General features: G+C 68.3%; 17 protein-coding genes. 8 read left to right on the top strand and 9 right to left on the bottom strand.

All coding sequences use genetic code 11. The features are described 5' to 3' along the window. Positions 1-58 precede the first annotated feature (58 nt). From WME79_RS40115 to WME79_RS40105, 3 genes are all read left to right on the top strand, one after another. Entirely contained in the window at positions 59-697 is a 639-nt protein-coding gene (locus tag WME79_RS40115) for a hypothetical protein (RefSeq protein ID WP_437525896.1), read from the top strand. Continuing rightward, the gene (locus WME79_RS40110; protein WP_437525894.1) at positions 694-1320 is read left to right on the top strand and encodes a hypothetical protein; all 627 of its coding nucleotides are present in this window, start codon (positions 694-696) and stop codon (positions 1318-1320) included. The genes WME79_RS40115 and WME79_RS40110 overlap by 4 nt, the downstream gene beginning before the upstream one ends. Before the next feature lie 463 nt (positions 1321-1783). After that, positions 1784-2059 carry a hypothetical protein gene (locus tag WME79_RS40105; protein ID WP_437525892.1) on the top strand — a complete coding sequence of 92 codons (276 nt, stop codon included), beginning with the start codon at positions 1784-1786 and terminating at the stop codon, positions 2057-2059. 67 nt (positions 2060-2126) lie between these two features. Here WME79_RS40105 and WME79_RS40100 read toward each other — a convergent pair whose 3' ends face one another. The 7 genes from WME79_RS40100 to WME79_RS40070 form a co-directional block, all read right to left on the bottom strand. Then, on the bottom strand, positions 2127-2483 hold the full coding sequence (locus WME79_RS40100; RefSeq protein ID WP_437295123.1) for a 2Fe-2S iron-sulfur cluster-binding protein: 357 nt from the start codon (positions 2481-2483) through the stop codon (positions 2127-2129). Beyond that, a complete protein-coding gene (gene hscA / locus WME79_RS40095; RefSeq protein WP_437525891.1) occupies positions 2483-4480 on the bottom strand; it encodes a Fe-S protein assembly chaperone HscA in 1998 nt (665 codons plus the stop codon). The genes WME79_RS40100 and hscA overlap by 1 nt, the downstream gene beginning before the upstream one ends. Then, positions 4477-5013 carry a Fe-S protein assembly co-chaperone HscB gene (hscB, locus tag WME79_RS40090; protein ID WP_437525889.1) on the bottom strand — a complete coding sequence of 179 codons (537 nt, stop codon included), beginning with the start codon at positions 5011-5013 and terminating at the stop codon, positions 4477-4479. Before hscB ends, hscA begins: the two co-directional genes overlap by 4 nt. 54 nt (positions 5014-5067) lie before the next feature. After that, entirely contained in the window at positions 5068-5535 is a 468-nt protein-coding gene (locus WME79_RS40085; RefSeq protein ID WP_437525887.1) for a HesB/IscA family protein, read from the bottom strand. A 61-nt stretch (positions 5536-5596) separates the two neighbouring features. Beyond that, on the bottom strand, positions 5597-6046 hold the full coding sequence (iscU, locus tag WME79_RS40080; RefSeq protein ID WP_437525885.1) for a Fe-S cluster assembly scaffold IscU: 450 nt from the start codon (positions 6044-6046) through the stop codon (positions 5597-5599). A 72-nt stretch (positions 6047-6118) separates the two neighbouring features. Next, entirely contained in the window at positions 6119-7336 is a 1218-nt protein-coding gene (locus tag WME79_RS40075) for an IscS subfamily cysteine desulfurase (protein ID WP_437540033.1), read from the bottom strand. Between the two features lie 18 nt (positions 7337-7354). Then, complete coding sequence (locus WME79_RS40070) at positions 7355-7972, bottom strand: MerR family transcriptional regulator (RefSeq protein WP_437525883.1); 618 nt, start codon at positions 7970-7972, stop codon at positions 7355-7357. 488 nt (positions 7973-8460) lie between these two features. Here WME79_RS40070 and WME79_RS40065 point away from each other — a divergent pair, with 488 nt between their 5' ends. The 5 genes from WME79_RS40065 (at position 8461) to WME79_RS40045 (ending at position 13872) form a co-directional block, all read left to right on the top strand. Beyond that, the gene (locus tag WME79_RS40065; RefSeq protein WP_437525881.1) at positions 8461-9567 is read left to right on the top strand and encodes a glycosyltransferase family 4 protein; all 1107 of its coding nucleotides are present in this window, start codon (positions 8461-8463) and stop codon (positions 9565-9567) included. Beyond that, complete coding sequence (locus WME79_RS40060; RefSeq protein WP_437525880.1) at positions 9564-10028, top strand: serine O-acetyltransferase; 465 nt, start codon at positions 9564-9566, stop codon at positions 10026-10028. Before WME79_RS40065 ends, WME79_RS40060 begins: the two co-directional genes overlap by 4 nt. Before the next feature lie 238 nt (positions 10029-10266). After that, entirely contained in the window at positions 10267-11079 is an 813-nt protein-coding gene (locus WME79_RS40055; RefSeq protein ID WP_437525878.1) for a class I SAM-dependent methyltransferase, read from the top strand. Positions 11080-11557: 478 nt separating this feature from the next. Beyond that, positions 11558-13069 carry a glycosyltransferase family 4 protein gene (locus tag WME79_RS40050; RefSeq protein ID WP_437525876.1) on the top strand — a complete coding sequence of 504 codons (1512 nt, stop codon included), beginning with the start codon at positions 11558-11560 and terminating at the stop codon, positions 13067-13069. Between the two features lie 56 nt (positions 13070-13125). Further along, positions 13126-13872: a class I SAM-dependent methyltransferase gene (locus WME79_RS40045; protein WP_437525874.1), complete on the top strand. Its 747-nt coding sequence runs from the start codon at positions 13126-13128 to the stop codon at positions 13870-13872. A 60-nt stretch (positions 13873-13932) separates the two neighbouring features. On the opposite strand, the gene WME79_RS40040 is transcribed toward WME79_RS40045, so the two are convergent. Then, positions 13933-15468, bottom strand: coding sequence for a heparinase II/III domain-containing protein (locus WME79_RS40040; protein ID WP_437525872.1), 1536 nt, complete (start codon positions 15466-15468; stop codon positions 13933-13935). After that, positions 15468-16733 (bottom strand): glycosyltransferase family 4 protein, encoded by a 1266-nt coding sequence (locus tag WME79_RS40035; protein WP_437525870.1) that lies wholly within the window; start codon positions 16731-16733, stop codon positions 15468-15470. The genes WME79_RS40040 and WME79_RS40035 overlap by 1 nt, the downstream gene beginning before the upstream one ends. Positions 16734-17958 lie beyond the last annotated feature (1225 nt).

Below are 17958 nucleotides of genomic sequence, written 5' to 3'. Positions count from 1 at the left end.
GACCCCCTGGATCCGCTCGGCTACGTCCTTCGCTTTCACGAGACGAAAGGACGATCATTTGGGCGCACTCAAAGGATCCATCTCATTCTCGAAGTTCTATGTCCGCGGCGAGCTCACCGAGGGGTTCCGCGACAAGTTCGTCGAGCGAATCCAGCTCCGCGCGTTCCGGCCGCTCACGGTCGAAGAGGACGCGGAGCAGCGCGCCGGGTGGTGCTCCATCGAGAATCCGCTCGATTGCGAGCTCGATCACGGCAAGATCTTCTTCAACTCGTACATCAACCTCGGCCTCAGGACCGATCGCTGGCAGGTGCCTTCGGCGCTCTTCAAGGCGCATTTCGCCGAGGCGGAGCGTGAGCACCTCGCGAAGCGCGGGCGCGAAAAGCTCGGGCGGCGCGAGAAAGAGGAGCTCCGGGCCGTCGTGTCGAGGAAGCTCCGCGCGCAGCTCATGCCGGTGATGAAGGTCGTGGATCTGTCGTGGAACCTGGAGGCCGGCGTCGTCCGGTTCTGGAACCAGTCGCCGCGCGCGCACGAGGGGCTCTCGGAGCTCTTCGAGGAGACATTCGAGCTCGATCTCGTGCCCGAGAGCCCCTACACGGCCGCCCGCGAGCTCGGCTTGTCAGCCGAGCAGCTGGCCGCGTTCGAGCTGCTCAAGCCCACGGTCTTCCACGCTGAATCGACCCTTGGAGGTGCCCTGTGAGCCTCGCTGAGCTGATCGAGCAGCGCCGGTTTGTCGGCCGCGAATTCCTTGTCTGGCTCTGGTTCGAGAGCGAGCTCTTCGAGGGCCGCTTCTCCCTGGACGCCCTCGGCGTCTGCGAGCTCTGGCTCGAGGGGCAGATCACGCTCGTCCAGGAGAAGGAGCAGAGCCGGCTCAAGGGCGCGGCGCCGAGCAGCGCCCCCGAGGCCCACGAGGCGCTGCGCCAGGGCAAGCTCCCGTCGCACGCGCGCGTCCGCGTCACGCGCGGAGAGCTCGAGTATGCCTTCCTGTTCAACGCCGACGCGTTCTCGCTCTCGGGCGTGAAGATCCCGAGCGTCGTCAAGGACGCCGTGGACGAGCAGTTCTACGAGCGCATGTACCTCATCGAGGAGCTCGAGACGCTCTTCACCGCGCTCTACGGCGAGTTCCTCGCGCTTCGACTCGGGGCCGCCTGGGAGTCCGGGGTGGCGCCGTTCATCCGCACCTGGGTCCGGGGCGAGCCGGTCGACACGGCCGCATATCAGAAGCTCCGGAGCAAGCTCGCGCCCGTCCGCGGCGCGGCGAGGTCGAGGACGACCCCGCCGCCAGCGGAGAGGCCCGAGCGCGCGGCGCGCGTGGTCGCCTGAGCGCGCCGGCGGCCGTGCGCCGGCCGCGCAGCGCAGCGCCTGCGCGCTCGCGCCGCCACGTCTACTTCACCTTGGTATAGACCTGCCTCGCCATCGCGAGGTGCTCCCGGAGCAGCGGCAGCGCCGTGGCGGCGAAGCATTGAGCTTGGTGTGGGTGGCATGGGCTTGCCCCCTGTCGGGCGCTGCCCCTCTGCAGCTGTGGAGGCCGGCAAGGACGCTGCCGCCGTCATGATGGTGAATAGAACAGGCTTGAGCATCTCCTCCCCTCCTTGTCCTGGCTGTCGCCCACGACCGCGCGGCCGCGCCGAGCGCTCCATCGCCCCGCGACGGCCGCGCTCCACGGCTCGGCGCCTCCGGTCGAGCCGCCCGCCGTTTGTCGTGAGATCCGGGTGCCGTGGCAAGGGGCGCAAAAGGCTCCCGAGAAGTGGGCCCCGGCCGATCGCTCCATCTACGCTCGGCGCCTGTGGTCGGCGAGTTCTTCAAGCGCCTCACGAACGGCGTCGTGTTCCTCCTCGCCGCCCTTACCTTCTTCCTCGTCCCCATCGGCAGGAAGACGGCCGCGCAGCACCTCGTCGCGATCGTCTCGACGCCGCCCGCCAGGGAGGCCGCCTCGGCCTTCGCCCACATCGCTCGGCGCATCGCCACCGAGGCGCGCACCGAGCTGGACAAGCTCCGCCGCCCGCCGCCCCCGCAGCGCGAGCCGAAGCCGACGGCCGCGAAGGTGAGGCCGCCGCCGTAGCCGTCCCTGGCGTCGTTGCGCGCTGATCGCGCGGGTCGGCCCGCGCTGCTCGGCCCGCGCCGGGGGCTCAGCCCTTGCGCGGATCCTTCACGTTCGGGTGCTCATTGTAGAAAGCGTCGAGGCTCTCGCGGGAGATCTCCGCCTCGATATCGCCGTCCTTCAAGATCTTCGCCTGACAGCCGAGGCGGCTCGTCGACCGGACGTCGAAGGCCTTGTCGAGGATGTCCTCCTCGTCCTCCTCGGCCTCGCTGAGGAGCTCGCGCCCCTTCGTGACGTAGACGTGGCAGGTGGAGCACGCGCAGACGCCGCCGCACGCGTCGCCCTCGGGCGCGCCCACGGACTTCGACGCCTGGAGGACGGACGAGCCCACCGGGGCCTCGACCTCCCACGCGCGGCCGTGCGCCAGAAATCGGACCTTGGCCATCAGCTCCTCCTCGCCTCGACGCCGGCCTTCGCCGAGCCAACCTCGACCGGCGCGTGGCTCGCGTCGTCCCCGCCGTGCTCGGCCAGGTGCGCGTCCACGCCCTTCGCCGCGGCGACCTTCGCCTCGACGTCCTCGACCTGCTTGCCCGCGATCGCCCTGGCCACGGCGCGGTCCATCCGCCGCCCCGCCCACCCGTGGGTCGCCTCGTCGAGCGCCTCCGTGCGCGCCAGGATCAGCCCCGGCTTGTCCCCGCGGATCGCAGCGTCGAGGCCCTTCAGCGCGCCCTCGATCGCCTCGCGCTCGCCTGGCTCGAGCAGATCGGCGTCCGCAGAGAGCGCCTTGCGCGTCGCCATCGCCACGCGCTCGCCCTCGACCCGCGCCTCGACCAGCCGGCGCTTGAGCAGATCCTCCTCGCCGTGGTCCAGCGCTGCGAGGAGCATGTTCTCGACCTCCTCATCGGTCAGCCCGTAGCTCGGCTTGACCTCGACCTTCTGCTCGACCCCCGTCGTCAGCTCGCGCGCGGTCACGCCGAGCAGCCCATCGGCGTCCACGCGGAACGTCACCTCGAGCCGCGCCATGCCCGCGGGCATCGGCGGGATCCCCTTCAGCACGAAGCGCGCGAGCGAGCGGCAGTCGGCGGCGAGCTCCCGCTCGCCCTGCACGATGTGCAGATCGAACCCGGTCTGGTTGTCCGCGTAGGTCGTGAAGGTCTGCCGCGCCCCTGCCGGGATCGTCGTGTTTCTCGGCAGGATCTTCTCGGCGACGCCGCCCATCGTCTCGATGCCGAGCGACAGCGGCAGCACGTCGAGCAGGAGCACCTCGTCCGCGCGATCCATCGAGCCGGCCAGGATGTCGGCCTGGATGGCCGCGCCCAGCGCGACGACCTCCTCCGGATCGATGTCCTTGAGCGGCTCCTTGCCGAAGAGGCTCGCCACGTAGTCGCGCACGTGGGGCACGCGCGTCGCGCCGCCCACGAGGATCACGCCGTCGAGGTCCGCGGCCTGGACGCCCGCGTCGCGGAGCGCGCGGCGGCACGCGACGCCCGTGCGCTCCAGGAGCGGCGTGATGAGCGCGTTGAGCTCGTCGCGGGTCACGGTGACCAGCTTCGACGCCGCGCTGCCGGTCGCCTCGCTCGCCTGCACGGGCAGCTCGATCTCGACCTGCGTCGCGTCGGTCAGCGCGTGCTTGATGCTGCGGGCGGTGTCGAGCGCGAGCCGCACTACCTCGGGCGTGCGCCGCGTCGCGCCCATCTCCAGGAGCAGCCGCTCTGCGAGCGCGCGGTCCATGTCGTCGCCGCCGAGCGAGCTGTCGCCCCCGGTGGACTTCACCTGGAAGACCCCGTTGTCGAGCAGGAGCACGGTGACGTCGAACGTCCCGCCGCCGAGGTCGTACACGGCGAACAGGCCATTTTGCTGCTTGTCGAGCCCGTACGCGAGCGCCGCGGCGGTCGGCTCGTTGAGCAGGCGCAGCACCTCCAGCCCGGCCAGCCGGCCGGCGTCCTTCGTCGCCTGCCGCTGGGCGTCGTCGAAGTACGCCGGCACCGTGATCACCGCGCCGCCCACGGAGCGGAGCTCGCGCTCCGCCGAGGTGCGGAGCTCCCTCAAGATCTCCGCCGACACCTCGACGGGCGTCACGACCGCGTCCCGCACCTTGAAGCGCACGCTCTTCGCGTCCTCGGGGCCCTTCGGCTCCGCGAACTCGTACGGCCCGAGCCGCCGCGTCTCCGGATCGTTCGCGCCGCGGCCCATGAAGCGCTTCACGCTGACGATGGTCTCGCGGGGATGGCTCTGCGCGAGCCGCCTCGCGCTGTCGCCCACGACCGCGCGGCCGCGCTCGTCGTAGTGCACGACCGACGGCACGAGCCGCTCTCCATTGCAGTCGTCGATGACCACCGGGCGGCCGTCGCGCACGCGGGCGACGAGCGAGTTCGTCGTCCCGAGATCGATGCCGATCGGGCTGGGCCTTGCCTTGGGGTCGAAAATTTCGAGGAGGGTCATTTCAAATCTGCGAGTTCTTCTTCGATGGCGCTCACTTCGTCGAGGAACCGCCGGATGTAGCGGAGCTCGCTGAGCAAGGCGAGCACGCCCTTCAGCTGCTCCGGATCATTCCCTGCGGCGGCGAAGGCGCCCTGGATCGCCGTGAGGGTCGCCTGCTCGCGCGCGAGCATCGCCTCGCCGAGCCGCGCGATCCGCGCGGGATCGTGCCCCTTCGCCGCCTCGGCGAGCTCTTCGCGCGACTCCATCATCTCCATGAGCAGGGCGGGGGAGGCCTTCTGCTCACCCTCCTCGCCCCGCGCGACCCCGGCGCGCTGGAGCAGCGCCTCGGCCCGGCGGATCGGATCCCTGAGGACGCGCAGGGCGTCGTTCGCCTCGATCGCGCGGCCGAGCGCGAGCCGTCGCTCGGCCGCGGGGGCGCCCGCGTAGCGATCGGGGTGGAGCGCGCGGGAGAGATCGCGGTGGCGCTGCTCCAGCGCGCGCAGGTCGAGGTCGAACCGCGGCTCGACGCCCAGGGTATCGAAGGGATCGGTCATGGCGTGCTCTGGGGAAGGCGCCTCGACGACAGGGCGGGCGCTCCCTGCGGCGGCTCAGGCCACCGTGAACGAGTGCCCGCAGCCGCAGCGCGTCGACTCGTGCGGGTTCTTGAACTTGAAGCCCTGGTACATGAGCGTCTTCTCCCAGTCGAGCACCGAGCCGCCCAGGTAGAGGATGCTCTTCTTGTCGCAGAAGACGCGCACGCTCGCCTTGTCCGGCTCGGCGAACTCCAGGACGAGGTCGCCGGACCGGGGCGGCTTGTCCTCGAACTCGATGACGTAGGAGAACCCGGAGCAGCCGCCGCCGCGGATCCCGACCCGGATGGCGCCTTCGGGCGTGCCGCGCTTGGCGAGCTGCGCCCGGATGGCCTGCACCGCGGCGTCGCTCACCAAGAGCGTCCGCTTCGACTTTGCCTCCGCCTCGCCCGAGGCCCCGTCGCTGCGCGCGGGCGCGCCGTCCGCCGTTGTGGCGTGCGGCCCGGTGTCCGCCGCCCTGGTCGTGGTCTCCTCACTGCTCTGCATACGTCGTTCCTTCTCCGGTTCCGGTGCTGTGGGCCGCCTCCGCCCCGAAGCCCCGGCGCTGTTACTCCGCGCTCGCCGTCGCGGTGGCCGCGGCGGGGACCGAAGGCGCCGCGCCCGCGAGCTCCTTCTTCGCCTGCTGCTTGGCGCGGAAGTCGGCGATGGCGCTCTTGATCGCGTCCTCGGCGAGGACCGAGCAATGGATCTTCACCGGAGGCAGGTGGAGCTCCTCGGCGATCATGCTGTTCTTGATCGTCTCGGCCTCGTCGATCGTCTTGCCCTTCAGCCACTCGGTAGCGAGCGACGACGACGCGATGGCCGACCCGCAGCCGAACGTCTTGAACTTCGCGTCCTCGATGACGCCGCCCTCGCCGACCTTGATCTGCAAGCGCATGACGTCACCGCAGGCCGGAGCGCCGACGAGCCCGGTGCCGACGCGCTCGTCATTCTTGTCGAGCGTGCCGACGTTGTGGGGGTTCTCGTAGTGCTCGATGACCTTATTGCTGTATGCCATGGCTCTCTCCTCGACCGTTTCCTTTCGTCTCGAAATCTTGCTCTGTCGGGCCGGCGGCGCCCGCGCCGCTCGTCAGTGGGCCGCCCACTGCACGGTGTTCAGGTCGATCCCCTCTTTGTGCATCTCGTAGAGGGGCGACATGTCGCGCAGCTTGTTCACCTTCCGGATCACGAGGTCAGCGACGAAATCGACCTCCTCCTCGGTGGTGAAGCGCCCGAGCCCGAACCGGATGGACGAGTGGGCGAGGTCGTCGCCGATGCCCATCGCGTGGAGGACGTAGGAGGGCTCCAGGCTGGCGCTCGTGCACGCCGAGCCGCTCGAGACCGCCACGTCCTTGATAGCCATCATCATGGCCTCACCCTCGACGAAGCTGAACGACACGTTGAGGTTGCCCGGCAGCCGCCGATCGGGCGAGCCGTTCAGCTGGATGGCGTCGAGCTCCTTCCAGAGCCGGTTCCTGAGCCGCTCGCGCAGCGACAGGATGCGCGCCGACTCCGCCTCGCCCTCCTCCATGAGGATCTCGGCTGCCCTGGCGAACCCGACGATGCCGGGCACGTTGAGCGTGCCGGACCGCATGCCGAACTCGTGCCCGCCGCCGTCCATCTGCGCGGTGATGCGGACGCGCGGCTTCGACCTGCGCACGTACAAGAAGCCGATGCCCTTCGGGCCGTAGATCTTGTGGGCCGTCACCGACGCGAGGTCGACCCCCATCTGCTCGACGTTGAACGGGACCTTCCCGACCCCCTGGACCGCGTCGGAGTGGAGGAGGATGCCCTTCGATTTCGTGATCTTGCCGATCTCTGCGATGGGCTGGACCGTGCCGACCTCGTTGTTGGCCAGCATGATCGAGACAAGGATCGTCTTGTCGGTGATCGCCCTGGCGACCTCGTCCGGGTCGACCATCCCGTACTTGTCGACCTTGAGGTAGGTAACCTCGTAGCCCTGCTTCTCGAGCCGCTTGCAGGTGTCGAGCACCGCCTTGTGCTCGATCACGCTCGTGATGATGTGGTTGCCTTTGTCCTTGTAGAACTCGGCGACCCCCTTGATGGCGATGTTGTCGCTCTCGGTCGCTCCGGAGGTGAAGACGATCTCCTTGGGGTTCGAGGCGCCGATGAACTTGGCGAGCGTCTCGCGCGCGTGGCCGACCGCCTCCTCGGCCGTCCAGCCGAAGACGTGGCTCCGGCTCGCGGCGTTGCCGAATTTGCCGTTGAAATACGGCAGCATGGCGTCGAGGACACGCTGATCGACCGGCGTCGTCGCGTGGTAGTCCATGTAGATCGGAAGCTGGATACCCATGGTGTTTCTCGCTCAGCGGTGATTCGAGCCGTGGCGGCAATGCCCATTGCCGCGGATCCCGGCGACGAGCTCAGGCTCAGCCGTGCTCTTGTCGTGGAGGTTACAGTTCGTGCAGGCGGCGACGAGCTCGGCCGGGTCGCACGCCTCGCAGGTGTCGAGGTAGGCGAGGCTCGCCACGAGCTCGTGCTCCAGGGTCTCGAGGTGCGCGATCTGCTCCCGCACCTCCTCGAGCTTCTGCTGGTAGACGTGGCGGATCTGCGCCATCGCGCCGGGGGCCGACGAGGACGACTCCCAGGTCGAGACGATCTGCTGGATCTGGCTCAGCGACAGGCCGAGGTCGTGGAGCTTGCCGATCCACCGGACGCGGGTGAGGGCCGCGTGGTCGTAGAGCCGGTAGCGACCCTTGGAGCGGGCGTGCGGGATGAGCAGCCCGACCTCTTCGTAGTGGTGGATCGCCCGCACGGTCTTGCCGGTCGCCTTGGCGATGTCCCCCACCTGGAGTAGACGCTCTTCCTCCCCCTCGGCACCATCAGGCGCCTCCGTTCTCGCGTCCGCCCTGGACGCGCTGGACACGAACGGCCCGCCGATGCTTTGCTCGTGGGCAACGGGAAGGTGGTGGCGGGTCGTCATGAGGGGAACCTTAACCCTTACGTACGCGTTAGGGTTGCGGACCTTGTAGGGCGCCGCGCCAAGACTGTCAACCGGGTTGTACGGGAACCTGGGTGACATGGCGGAAGGAGGCGAAATCGAGCGCCGCGCGACCTTCCGGAGGAGCATCCAGGGAGGAGCAGCGCGGGACGCAGGTTTTGCCGCAACGCGTCATCCAGGCGGGTCCGGATCAGGCTTGTCGCTCGGCGCCGCATAGGCGGCAGCGGTCGGGCGCTGCGCCGGAGGCCGCGCAGCGGCCGCATCGAGAGCCGGCGGAGCGAGCTCTGCGTCCTCGGGATCGCTCGCCCGGCGTCCGTCAGGCGCCGATGACGTCGCCATCCGACTCTGCATGCACGCGGACTTCTCGCGTGTCGTGCGCGAGGCGAGCGCGCGCGGCGATGGCAGTCAAGGCCCCGGCTTGCTAAACAGCGACGTACATGTATGGTGCTGCCCCTGACGATAGAGATGAGATGACAGGCAAGAAGCGAATTCTGTTCGTCGGCTCGTTCAATCCCCCTGCTGACGGCAGGATAGGTGGGCAGTACTTCGCTTGTCGCTCCCTGATCGAGAGCGATCTGAAGGACGACTTCGACTTCCTGCTTGTTGACTCCACCATCGACAGCATCCAGGTCTCGTCGGTGTTCTTTAGGCTCCCCAAGATCGGCTTGAGGGTGCTCCGGTGCGTCAGGGAGCTGTTGCTCTCCGAGGTGGACGCGGTCCTTTTGTTCTCGAGCTCGGGCTTGAGCTTCGTCGAGAAGGGCTCCATCGGGCTCCTGGGCAAGATGCTCGGCAAGAAGGTCGTCATCTTCCCTCGCTCGGGGCCCATCATCGACAACGTCGCCAGGAGCAGGCTGTACAGGTCGTACCTGGGCGCCGTCGTGAGCGCCTGCGATGCGCTGATATGCCAGAGCGACTACTGGCGCAGCTTCTTCCTGGGCCTGGTGCCAGAAGGGAACGGGGACAAGCTCGTCGTCATCGAGAACTGGCTGCCTGACTCCTGCTTTGGTGAGGGCGGGCAGAAGGCGTATCCCGGGGTCATGGACAGGCCGCTGCGGCTGCTCTACTTCAATCGCATCGAGAAGCGCAAGGGCATCTACGACTTCCTCGAGGCCATGCTCCTCTTGCAGCGCGCGGGCGCCTGGGTCGAGGCCAAGATCTACGGGGACGGCAGCGAGCGCGAGAACGTGAAGCGGTTCATCTCCGAGAATCAGCTCAGGAACACCGAGTACGCGGGCTGGCTCGGCAGCGACAAAAAAGACGTGATCTCGTCGTTCGATCTGTGCCTGTTCACGTCGCACAGCGAGGGGTTCCCGAACGCGTTGCTGGAGGTGATGGCCCTCGGCGTCCCTGTCGTATCCAGCAGGGTGGGCGCCGTGAATGACCTCATCGTCTCGGGGAAGAACGGCTTCTTGGTCGACGTCGGGAGCCCGAGCCAGATCGCGCAGGCGGTCCAGACCTTGCTCCGGGATCCTGCGCTGCTGCAGGAGTTCTCGCGGCGATCGGCCGAGCGGGTGCGGCAGGCCAACCGGCTCGATGATGCCATCACCAAGTTCAGGTCGCTCCTGTCAACGCTATGAAGAACCCTTCTGTGTTGCTCTACCGGATAGGGAATTTTTTCTACCGGAACAAGCTGTCCTTCATCGCCACGGCCGTCACCTGGCTGAACAGGTTCTTGTTCTCGGTCTTCATCCCTTCCTCGGCCACGATCGGCGCGAATTTCAGGCTTGGTTACTGGGGTCTGGGGGTGGTGATCCATGCGAGGGCGTCCATCGGCGACAACTGCCTCGTCAGCCAGAACGTCACGATAGGGAGGAACTTCGGCAGTCAGGGCGTCCCGCGGCTTGGCAATGACGTCTATGTCGGGGCGGGGAGCGCCATCTTTGGCGACATCTCCATCGGAGATAACGTGATCATCGGCGCCAACAGCGTCGTGAACAAGGACGTACCATCCAACTCCGTTGTCGCTGGCAATCCATTCAGGATCATCGCGTCCGACAGGAAGCTGAAGTACTACGAGCTAGACGACCCGGGCGCGTGATCCGCGGGCCGGCGCCGCTCGTCCTCGCCCTCGCCCTCTCCACAGAGCGCTGGGCTTTGCGCTCGAGCTCGCGGCGGTTCCACCGGCTCATCCCCTCGGCGTTTGCGCGCCTGCTTACCCGTGCAGCCGCGCGGCGCTGCGGCGCCCGCTCGGATTTGTCCTGGACCGAGGTGGGAAATCGTGATTTCTTTCCGCGAGACACCCGCCAGCGCTGGCGGGTTGCCCCAGCGAGGATGTGATGAGCGACGTGGCTTCATCTGCCGGAGACAAGGCAGGAAAAGCGCATTGGAATCAAGTCTGGTCGAACCGATCGCTCCCGAAGCCGGTTGACCCGCGGGGGCGCGGCCCCCGGCAATATGTGCTTCAGGCGTTTCATCGTGAGTTCGTTCGTGCGTTCGAGGGCATGGACACGAAGGGGCTGCGCCTGCTGGAGGTCGGTTGTGGGCGCTCTGCCTGGCTCCCCTATCTCGCGCGGGAGTTTGGCTTCCAGGTCAGCGGTATCGACTACACCGAGATCGGGTGCGAGCAGGAGCGCGACATTCTCGCGCGCGCCGGCATCCCGGGGACGATCGTCTGCGCGGACCTGTTCGAACCGCCGGAGCACTTCATTGGCGCCTTCGACGCCGTCGTATCCCTTGGCGTTGTCGAGCATTTCGAGGATACGGCTGGCTGCCTGCGCGCATGCGCCCGCTACCTGCGCCCCGGCGGGCGGATCATCACAGAGGTCCCGAACATGCGTGGGCTCGTCGGGTGGGTCGCCAAGGTGACCAACAGGGCCCATTACGACGTCCATGTCCCGCTGGGCCGTGAGGCGCTGATGCAAGCACACCGCGACGCGGGGCTCGACGTCCTGTGGAGCGAGTACATTCTGCCGCTTGACGTGAACCTCTTCGGCGTGAGCGGCATCGGGCCGCGCTGGCTCCGTCTGCCGGCGGCAGGCGCGGCCTCCGTGGTCGCTGGATGCGTCTGGGCGCTCGACGCACGCGGCCTGGCCCCACGGCCGAATCCTATCACGTCCCCTTACCTCTTCTGCGTCGCCGCAAAAAACTGACGTCTCGCCCTTCGCCAGGGCACGGGCATTCCACAGCAGGATTGCGTCGGGTGCGCGATGGGTCCCTGGCGAGAATCATGACGTGCCTCGCCGACGCGCACCTGGCGCCCCTCGGCGACGGGGGCGCCAGGCCCAGGCCACAGCCCTGAGCAGATGAAGCCCGTTTCGCAATCGCTGGTTGCCCGCAAGCCGGGATCTACTGGCACCGGCAACGACAACGTCATCGAGCCGACCCGCCACCACCACCTAGAGAGATTACGGTTTTCAGTTAAACTGTAAAATTCCATGCAATAGGGGTGGACTCGTTTTGCCTGACACGTTCGTAAGGCCTGCCCTTGGTTGTCCGAGCCGCGGACTTGGGGTAGTAGGGACGCACCAACTGCGGGATGTCCTGCATGATGACGAGTTATGAATGTCGCGCGCCACGCCGCATCTTAGTCAGCATGCATGACTCCGTGGGGAGGACGAGGAGCGAGCGATGGTAAGTACGCTCACGGCGGTCATTCTGGCGCTGGTGCTTTCGTGGGCGGCGACGCCGCTCGTGCGCCGTCTGGCGGTGAGCGTCGGGGCTGTGGATGAGCCGACCGCGCGGCGTGTGCACACGCGGTGCATCCCGCGCCTGGGTGGACTTGCGATCGTGGCAGGCTTCGTGCTGCCGCTCTTCATCTTGGTCGCCCTGGGTACGCAGATCGGGCTGATGTGGTTTTCGCAGCACTCGCTCGTTGTCGGGCTGCTGGCGGGCGGGATGACGATCGCGGCGGCGGGTGTGTGGGACGACACCAGGGGAATGCGCGCGCGGCACAAGCTGCTTGCGCAGATTCTCGCCGCGTCGATCGCCTGGGGCTTCGGGCTTCGCCTTGAATGCGTGACGCTCCCGTACTTCGGCCACGTGTCCTTTTGGCCGCTTTCCTTCCTGGTGACGATCCCGTGGTTCGTCGCGATCATCAATGCGGTCAACCTGATCGACGGGCTCGACGGGCTGGCGGCGGGCGTGGGCTTCTTCGCGTGCGTCGCCAATTTCATCACCGCATACCTCGGCGGCTACCCTGGCAACCTGGTGATTTGCCTGCTCGCGGCGACGCTCGCGGGCGCGATCGTGGGGTTCCTGTTCCACAATTTCCACCCCGCGACGATCTTCATGGGCGACACCGGCAGCATGTTCCTCGGGTTCATGCTCGCCGCAATCCCGCTCTTCGGCGTGGGTACGCACAAGGGCGGCACCGCGCTCACGGTCCTGGTGCCGCTGCTGGCGCTGGGCCTGCCGATCTTCGACATGATCTCGGCGATGGTCCGGCGCTACATCGCTCGCCGGCCCATCTTCGCCGCCGATCGGTCGCACATCCATCACAAGCTGCTCGACAAGGGCCACTCGCATCGCGGCGCGGTGCTGATCCTGTACGGGCTCAGCCTCCTGTTCACCGTGGTCGCGTTGGTCGCCTACGTCGGCCGTTCGCACGAGATCGGCTTTGCGCTCGTGGCCTGCAGCGTGGTGCTCTTCATCGTGGTGCGCGCAGCGGGCTCCTTCCCGTTCTTCGGGGCCCAGCAGAAGGACGCCGGGCCCGCGCGCGAAGCCACCGTGGAGGCGCTGCGCCGCGCCGTGCCGCGGGCGCTCGTCGAGATCGAGATGGCGAGCGGGGCGGAGAAGCTCCGCGCGGTCCTCGAGCGCTTCGCCCAGGAGGCGAAGCTCATCGCGCTGGAGGTGAGCTCCGAAGGCGCCAACGGCAGCGCGCGCGTGAAGCCCTGGAATTGGACGCAGGAGGTGGCGACGCAGCAGCAGCTCCGCGAGGCGGTGGCCGCGGCGTTCACGGTGCGGCTCGGGAGCGAGACCGTCGAGCTGCGCTTCCGCTGGGACAGCGAGCAGTGCGCGGTCAATCCGCAGGCGGAGATGCTGCTTCAGCTCGTCGTCGACTCCGCCGAGCGCCTGCTGCTGCGCCGGCCGCCGACGCTGACGCTCGACCGGCGCTCGCAGGGGAGCTTCTCCGTGGTGTGAGGCCTTCCTGCCGCGGCTGACGTGCTTGCGCCCCTGGACATGACCGAGGAGACATCGTGGAACTTGCGCGCCGAATCGTTGGTTTCAACAAGAAGACGAACGAGTGGTATTATCGTTTCAGCGACAACGCGCACTACTGGAAGGTCTACCAGGGCGTCGTGGATGAGGCGGTCGCGCCGGCGAAGGACATCCTCCACCTCGGCTGCGGGCCGCTGTGGTTCGGCAAGGTCGCGACGGTGCCGCTCGACGGCAAGACCATCTACGCCGTAGATCCGGACGAGGAGGCGCTCTCGCGCAACCCGGCGCAGCATCATATCTGCGCGTTCGGCGAGTCGGTCCCGCTGCCGGACGGCTGCGTGGACGTGATCGCCGCGGATCACCTGCTCGAGCATCTCGAGAAGCCCGAGGCGGTGCTGCGCGAGGCGCACCGCCTGCTGCGCCCGGGTGGGCGATTCGTCTTCACGGCGCCGAACCTCCTCTCGTATTCGGGGCTCGCGACGCACCTGACACCGCACTGGTTTCACACGTTCTACATGGGCCTGCTGCGCGCCTCGTCAGGCAGCAGGAACGCGAAGCCGTACCCGACCTTCTTCCGCATGAACACCCTGTGGACGGTGAGGCGCATCGCCAAGGAGACGGGCTTCCGCGTGGACAAGCTTCATACCGGCGTGGATCACCCGTCGTACACGGTGCTCTTTCCGGGGGTGCACCAGGCGCTCATGGCGATGCACCTGGTGCTCGACAAGGTGAAGGTGCTCGAGCCGTTCCGCATCACGCTCACCGGCAGCCTCTTGCGCGAGTAGGGGCACAGAGGCGCTTCGGCGCGCTGCGCGCGGACCGGACCGCGCGCAGCGCAAGGCAGGCTACCACCGGAGGCGAAAGCCGCCGTGCCAGCCGCCCCTGAACTCGCCACGACCGGAGAACACCACCGCCGCGCGCGCCTGCCGGAAGCAGGGATACCACACACCCGGACTCCGCTCTGCCGCGAGCTGAAGGCCCTCGATCGCGATCGACCGGCGCTGGAAGGCGGCTTCGTCGAGCCTGAGCCGTGAGCAAACGCTCGTCCTCCCTCCCGTGACGTCGTCGCGGATCACGAGCTCCCGCTCGGAGAGCTGGAGCTTTCGTCGATGAACGGGAGCGCCCTGGAGAAATCGATACCCGTCGTGCTCGGCCTCAGCCGCGAGGGATGAGGGGGCATGGTCGATCCGGCGTATCTGGGCGTGCGCCCGGCGGCCGACGCGAAAGGCGCTCCATACCTCGCTCGAGTTCACACCACCGAGCTCGACCGTGTTGTGCGCGCGCGTGGCCCGGGTCTCCTCCCGATCCCGGTCCGCGACGTAGCTGGACACGCCGTAATCGACGACAGCGCGCTCGCCGTCGATCCAGAGCTCGAACGTGAGCGCGTCTGCGTGCACGTGCCCGGGCTGGTACGCGGCGCCATCCATCCCCGCGTCGAACGCGAGCCAGGCGCGCTCGCCGAACCGGAGGATCACCCAGCCGGTCGCAGCGAGGTGCACGACCGTCGGCTGATCGTCCGCCGTCGCGCCGGGCGTCGCCCCGGCGTCGAAGAGGTCGAGCGCGGCGCCGAGGGCGAGGACACGGTCGATCTCGGGGGCGGAGTCGAGGGCTGCATCATTGAAGAGGGGGTAAGTCCCGTCGGGGGCACGAACGGCGGCGGCCCACGCCATCGCCTTCCGCGCCGTGACCCGCCAGAGCTCGGGCACCTCGCGCCCCGCTGCCTGGGAGAGCTCGATGGCCTCGAGCAGCCCAGCGGTGAGCGCGAGGTGGTACGAGGCAGAGAGCTCGAAATGCCCGCCGTCCGAGAGAAATTGCTCCGGGAGCTGCCAGGACAGGAGCCTCGATCCGAGCTGCCACCAGGCCTCGGCCTCGAGCCCGCGCGCCACGGCGCCGCCACAGACGAGCCCGATCGCGTTCTCGAGAAGGTGGTTGGCCAGGAGGTGCAGCTCGAGTCCGAGCGCGATGGCGCGACACGCGCGGGCCAGCTCGGCCTCGAGCCCGGGGCGACCGAGGCGCGTCGCCACCGCGAGCCTGCGGGCACGGACCGAGGCCGGAAACGGGTGCGACGCGACAGGGCCGTCCCACACGCTCGGGGCAGGGACGGCTGGATCGGCCCCGAGCTCGTACCCATAGGCGTTCTCATAGACGTGGAGCAGCGACCCCTCGGGAATGGCAGCGAGGCGCGCGCGTCCGCGCTCCCGTTCTGCATTGGCGAAGGCCACGAACGGCGCGCTCGGCGGGGCGAAGTCGGACCTGAGCGACGGCGGCAGCGCCACGGTCGGACCTCGACCGCGCGCGCGCCCCGCCAGGGCGATCGGGCGGGCGAGCACCTGCATCGGGTGAAGCTGTGACAGGGTGCGAGCGACTCGGGGCAGGTTCATCAAGCGCGCCTCACGACGCGATCGCCGCGGGACGCCGCGCGGCGCAGCACGCGCTCGAGGATCTCGGTGTAGTCATGCGCGAGCGTATCGCGATCGAACGAGCGAATGACATGCTCTCGCCCCGCCTTCCCCATGCGCCGCCGCTTCTCCGGATCGGCGGCGAGCGCGAGGATGCCCTGTGTCATGGCCGCCACGTCCTCGGGGGGAGCGAACAGGCCGGCCTGGGCCTCTTCCACGATCGAGCGCGCCTCGCCATCGACCGAGATGACGATCGGCCGTTCCATGGCGAGGATCTCGAAGATCTTGGAGGGGATGACCGTCTGGAAGAGCTCGGTCTTGCGCAATGGAACGAGGCATATATCGGCGGTGGCGTACACCTCGGTCATCGCATCGCGCGGGCGCACGCCGAGGAACGTCACGTTGGAGAGCCCGAGCTCCCGCGCGCGTGTCTCCAGGTTCGCCCGCTCGGCGCCCTCGCCCACGAACAAGAAGCGGATGTCGTCGCGAGCGCGGAGGCCATGCGCCACGTCGAGCACCGCGGTGAGGCCGTGCGCCATCCCATGCGTGCCGACGTACGCCACCACGACGCGATCCCCGAAGCCGAGCTCCGCGCGCAGCGGCGTGTCGCGCGAGGATGGCTTGAAGCGACCGAGATCGACGCCGTTGGGGATGACCTCGATCTTGTCGGCGGGCACCCCCCGCTCCATCAGCCGCTCGCGGAAGCTCCGTGTGACGACGACGATCTCATCGGCCGCGCGGTAGAGATGCTCCTCGACGAGCGTGAGCCCTCGCACCACCGCATGGCCCTCGGGGAGAGCGCCCACCGCCACGATCGACTCGGGCCAGAGATCGCGCACCTCGAACACGAACGGCAGCCCGCGGAGCCTGGAGAGGCCGTAGCCGGCGACAGCCGTGAGGAACTGGGGGCTCGTCGCGATGAGCACGTCAGCCCGAGGGAGATCACGCTGCGCCAGCGTGAGCGCCGACAGGGCGAACGAACCGTACGCGAGCGAGCGACGCACCTTGCCGCGGTTGGCGGCAGCGTACACCCAGGTGCGGAGTACCCGTACTCCGTGAAAATCCTCTTCGACGCGGATCCGACCCCTGTATTCGGGGGGGATCACGCCCGTGGGGTGGTTCGGCATGCCCGTGAGGACAGTGACGTTGTGTCCAGCGCGCTGCCAGGCTCGGGCGAGCTCCGAGACCCGCGCTGCGGGAGCCCCTGGCTCGGGAGGAAAATAAGGAGTGACGTAGAGGATGCGCATGGCCCGCGTCGATCGTGAGGCGTCGTTCTGGCCCGGAGAATGGCTGACTCGCATGCTCGACGTCAACTACTTTCTCCCACCGAAGACAGGGGTGCTCTCGCCGTCGAGCTCACGTGATGAACTCCGCGTATGCCTGCCGTTCGTCTCGGCATCTGACGCTCTCGTCTTCGTTTGAGCCGCTCGCAGCAGCTGTGACATCGGTGCGTCGAGAGCTGGTGTCATTCATCCCCGATCGCAGAATCGGCACCCGACGCGCCGGTGATCCTGGTAGCCTCGCGGGCGGCGCCGGCAGTACGCCCGCGCGCGGCTCCCGAGCTCTTCGTCCAGGCGCCAGCGTCGCGGGCGGCCACGGGCCGCCGAGATCCCCGCCTCAGCTGCCGCCATGCGCTTTCTTGCGAAACACTGGGCGCCCTTCGGCCTCTTTGTCGCCCTTCAGCTCCCCGCGCTGCAGCCCCTGGCGAAGTTCGCTCCCGCGCCATGGATCGCCGTTCCGGCGTTTCTGCTGGCCGCGTGGATCGGCCTGAGGCTGCTGCTCCACCCTCCCGAGCTCCTGAAACGGTGGCTGGAGACCCCGTGGCCCGGCGCCTCTCTGGCGGGGACGTTGGCGCTCGTGGGGACGGTTGTTTACCCTCTGGCGGACGGCCGGAAGCAGGGCGGCGCTGGCTCCGACGCCGACGACGCCATGATCGTGGCGGGGCGAGCGCTGGTCGCGCTGCACAATCCTTATGAGTCGACGACGTACCTGGGAAACCCCTTCAGCCCCGGTCCCGGGTGGGTTGCGCTCTGGGCCCCGCTCTCGGCGCTCGGCGTCTATCCGCTGAGCACCGCGCTGGCCCTGGCGGCCACCGTCCTCGCGCTGCGGTTCACCCAGCACAGGTGGTCCTTCACCAGCGCCTTCGTCCTCGCCTTGTTCAGCTGCGTGCTGCTGTGGGAGCTCGCGGCGGTGGGCAGCGATCTGCCGGCCTTTGGCCTGCTCGCGCTCAGCACGGCCCTGCTCCTCGGGCAGCCTCACGCGCCTCGATGGGCCCTCGTCGCGCTCAGCGTGCTGCTCGGATGCCTGGCCACCGCGCGGATCTCCTTCTCTTACCTGCCATTGCTGGTCGGCTTCAGCCTGCTCTCGGCGCAGCCGCGCCGGGCCGTCGCCGTGGCCGCTCTGGGCTCGGCGACGGCCTTGCTCCTGCACGCCGTCTTCTGGCAGCTGAACCCGCTCGTTTACCCGCCATTG

The organism is Sorangium sp. So ce726 (assembly GCF_051521405.1).
GTDB lineage: Bacteria > Myxococcota_A > Polyangia > Polyangiales > Polyangiaceae > Sorangium.
Note: the sequence above shows the minus strand (reverse complement) of the source record. Positions and strands in the feature narration are given on the sequence as shown.

Bases quoted from the DNA above. Each gene is read 5' to 3' on its own strand.
- WME79_RS40100 (WP_437295123.1), bottom strand. From the start codon at position 2,483: ATGGCCAAGGTCCGATTTCTGGCGCACGGCCGCGCGTGGGAGGTCGAG.
- hscA (WP_437525891.1), bottom strand. From the start codon at position 4,480: ATGACCCTCCTCGAAATTTTCGACCCCAAGGCAAGGCCCAGCCCGATC.
- hscB (WP_437525889.1), bottom strand. From the start codon at position 5,013: ATGACCGATCCCTTCGATACCCTGGGCGTCGAGCCGCGGTTCGACCTC.
- WME79_RS40085 (WP_437525887.1), bottom strand. From the start codon at position 5,535: ATGCAGAGCAGTGAGGAGACCACGACCAGGGCGGCGGACACCGGGCCG.
- iscU (WP_437525885.1), bottom strand. From the start codon at position 6,046: ATGGCATACAGCAATAAGGTCATCGAGCACTACGAGAACCCCCACAAC.
- WME79_RS40070 (WP_437525883.1), bottom strand. From the start codon at position 7,972: ATGACGACCCGCCACCACCTTCCCGTTGCCCACGAGCAAAGCATCGGC.
- WME79_RS40065 (WP_437525881.1), top strand. From the start codon at position 8,461: ATGACAGGCAAGAAGCGAATTCTGTTCGTCGGCTCGTTCAATCCCCCT.
- WME79_RS40060 (WP_437525880.1), top strand. From the start codon at position 9,564: ATGAAGAACCCTTCTGTGTTGCTCTACCGGATAGGGAATTTTTTCTAC.
- WME79_RS40055 (WP_437525878.1), top strand. From the start codon at position 10,267: ATGAGCGACGTGGCTTCATCTGCCGGAGACAAGGCAGGAAAAGCGCAT.
- WME79_RS40050 (WP_437525876.1), top strand. From the start codon at position 11,558: ATGGTAAGTACGCTCACGGCGGTCATTCTGGCGCTGGTGCTTTCGTGG.
- WME79_RS40040 (WP_437525872.1), bottom strand. From the start codon at position 15,468: ATGAACCTGCCCCGAGTCGCTCGCACCCTGTCACAGCTTCACCCGATG.
- WME79_RS40035 (WP_437525870.1), bottom strand. From the start codon at position 16,733: ATGCGCATCCTCTACGTCACTCCTTATTTTCCTCCCGAGCCAGGGGCT.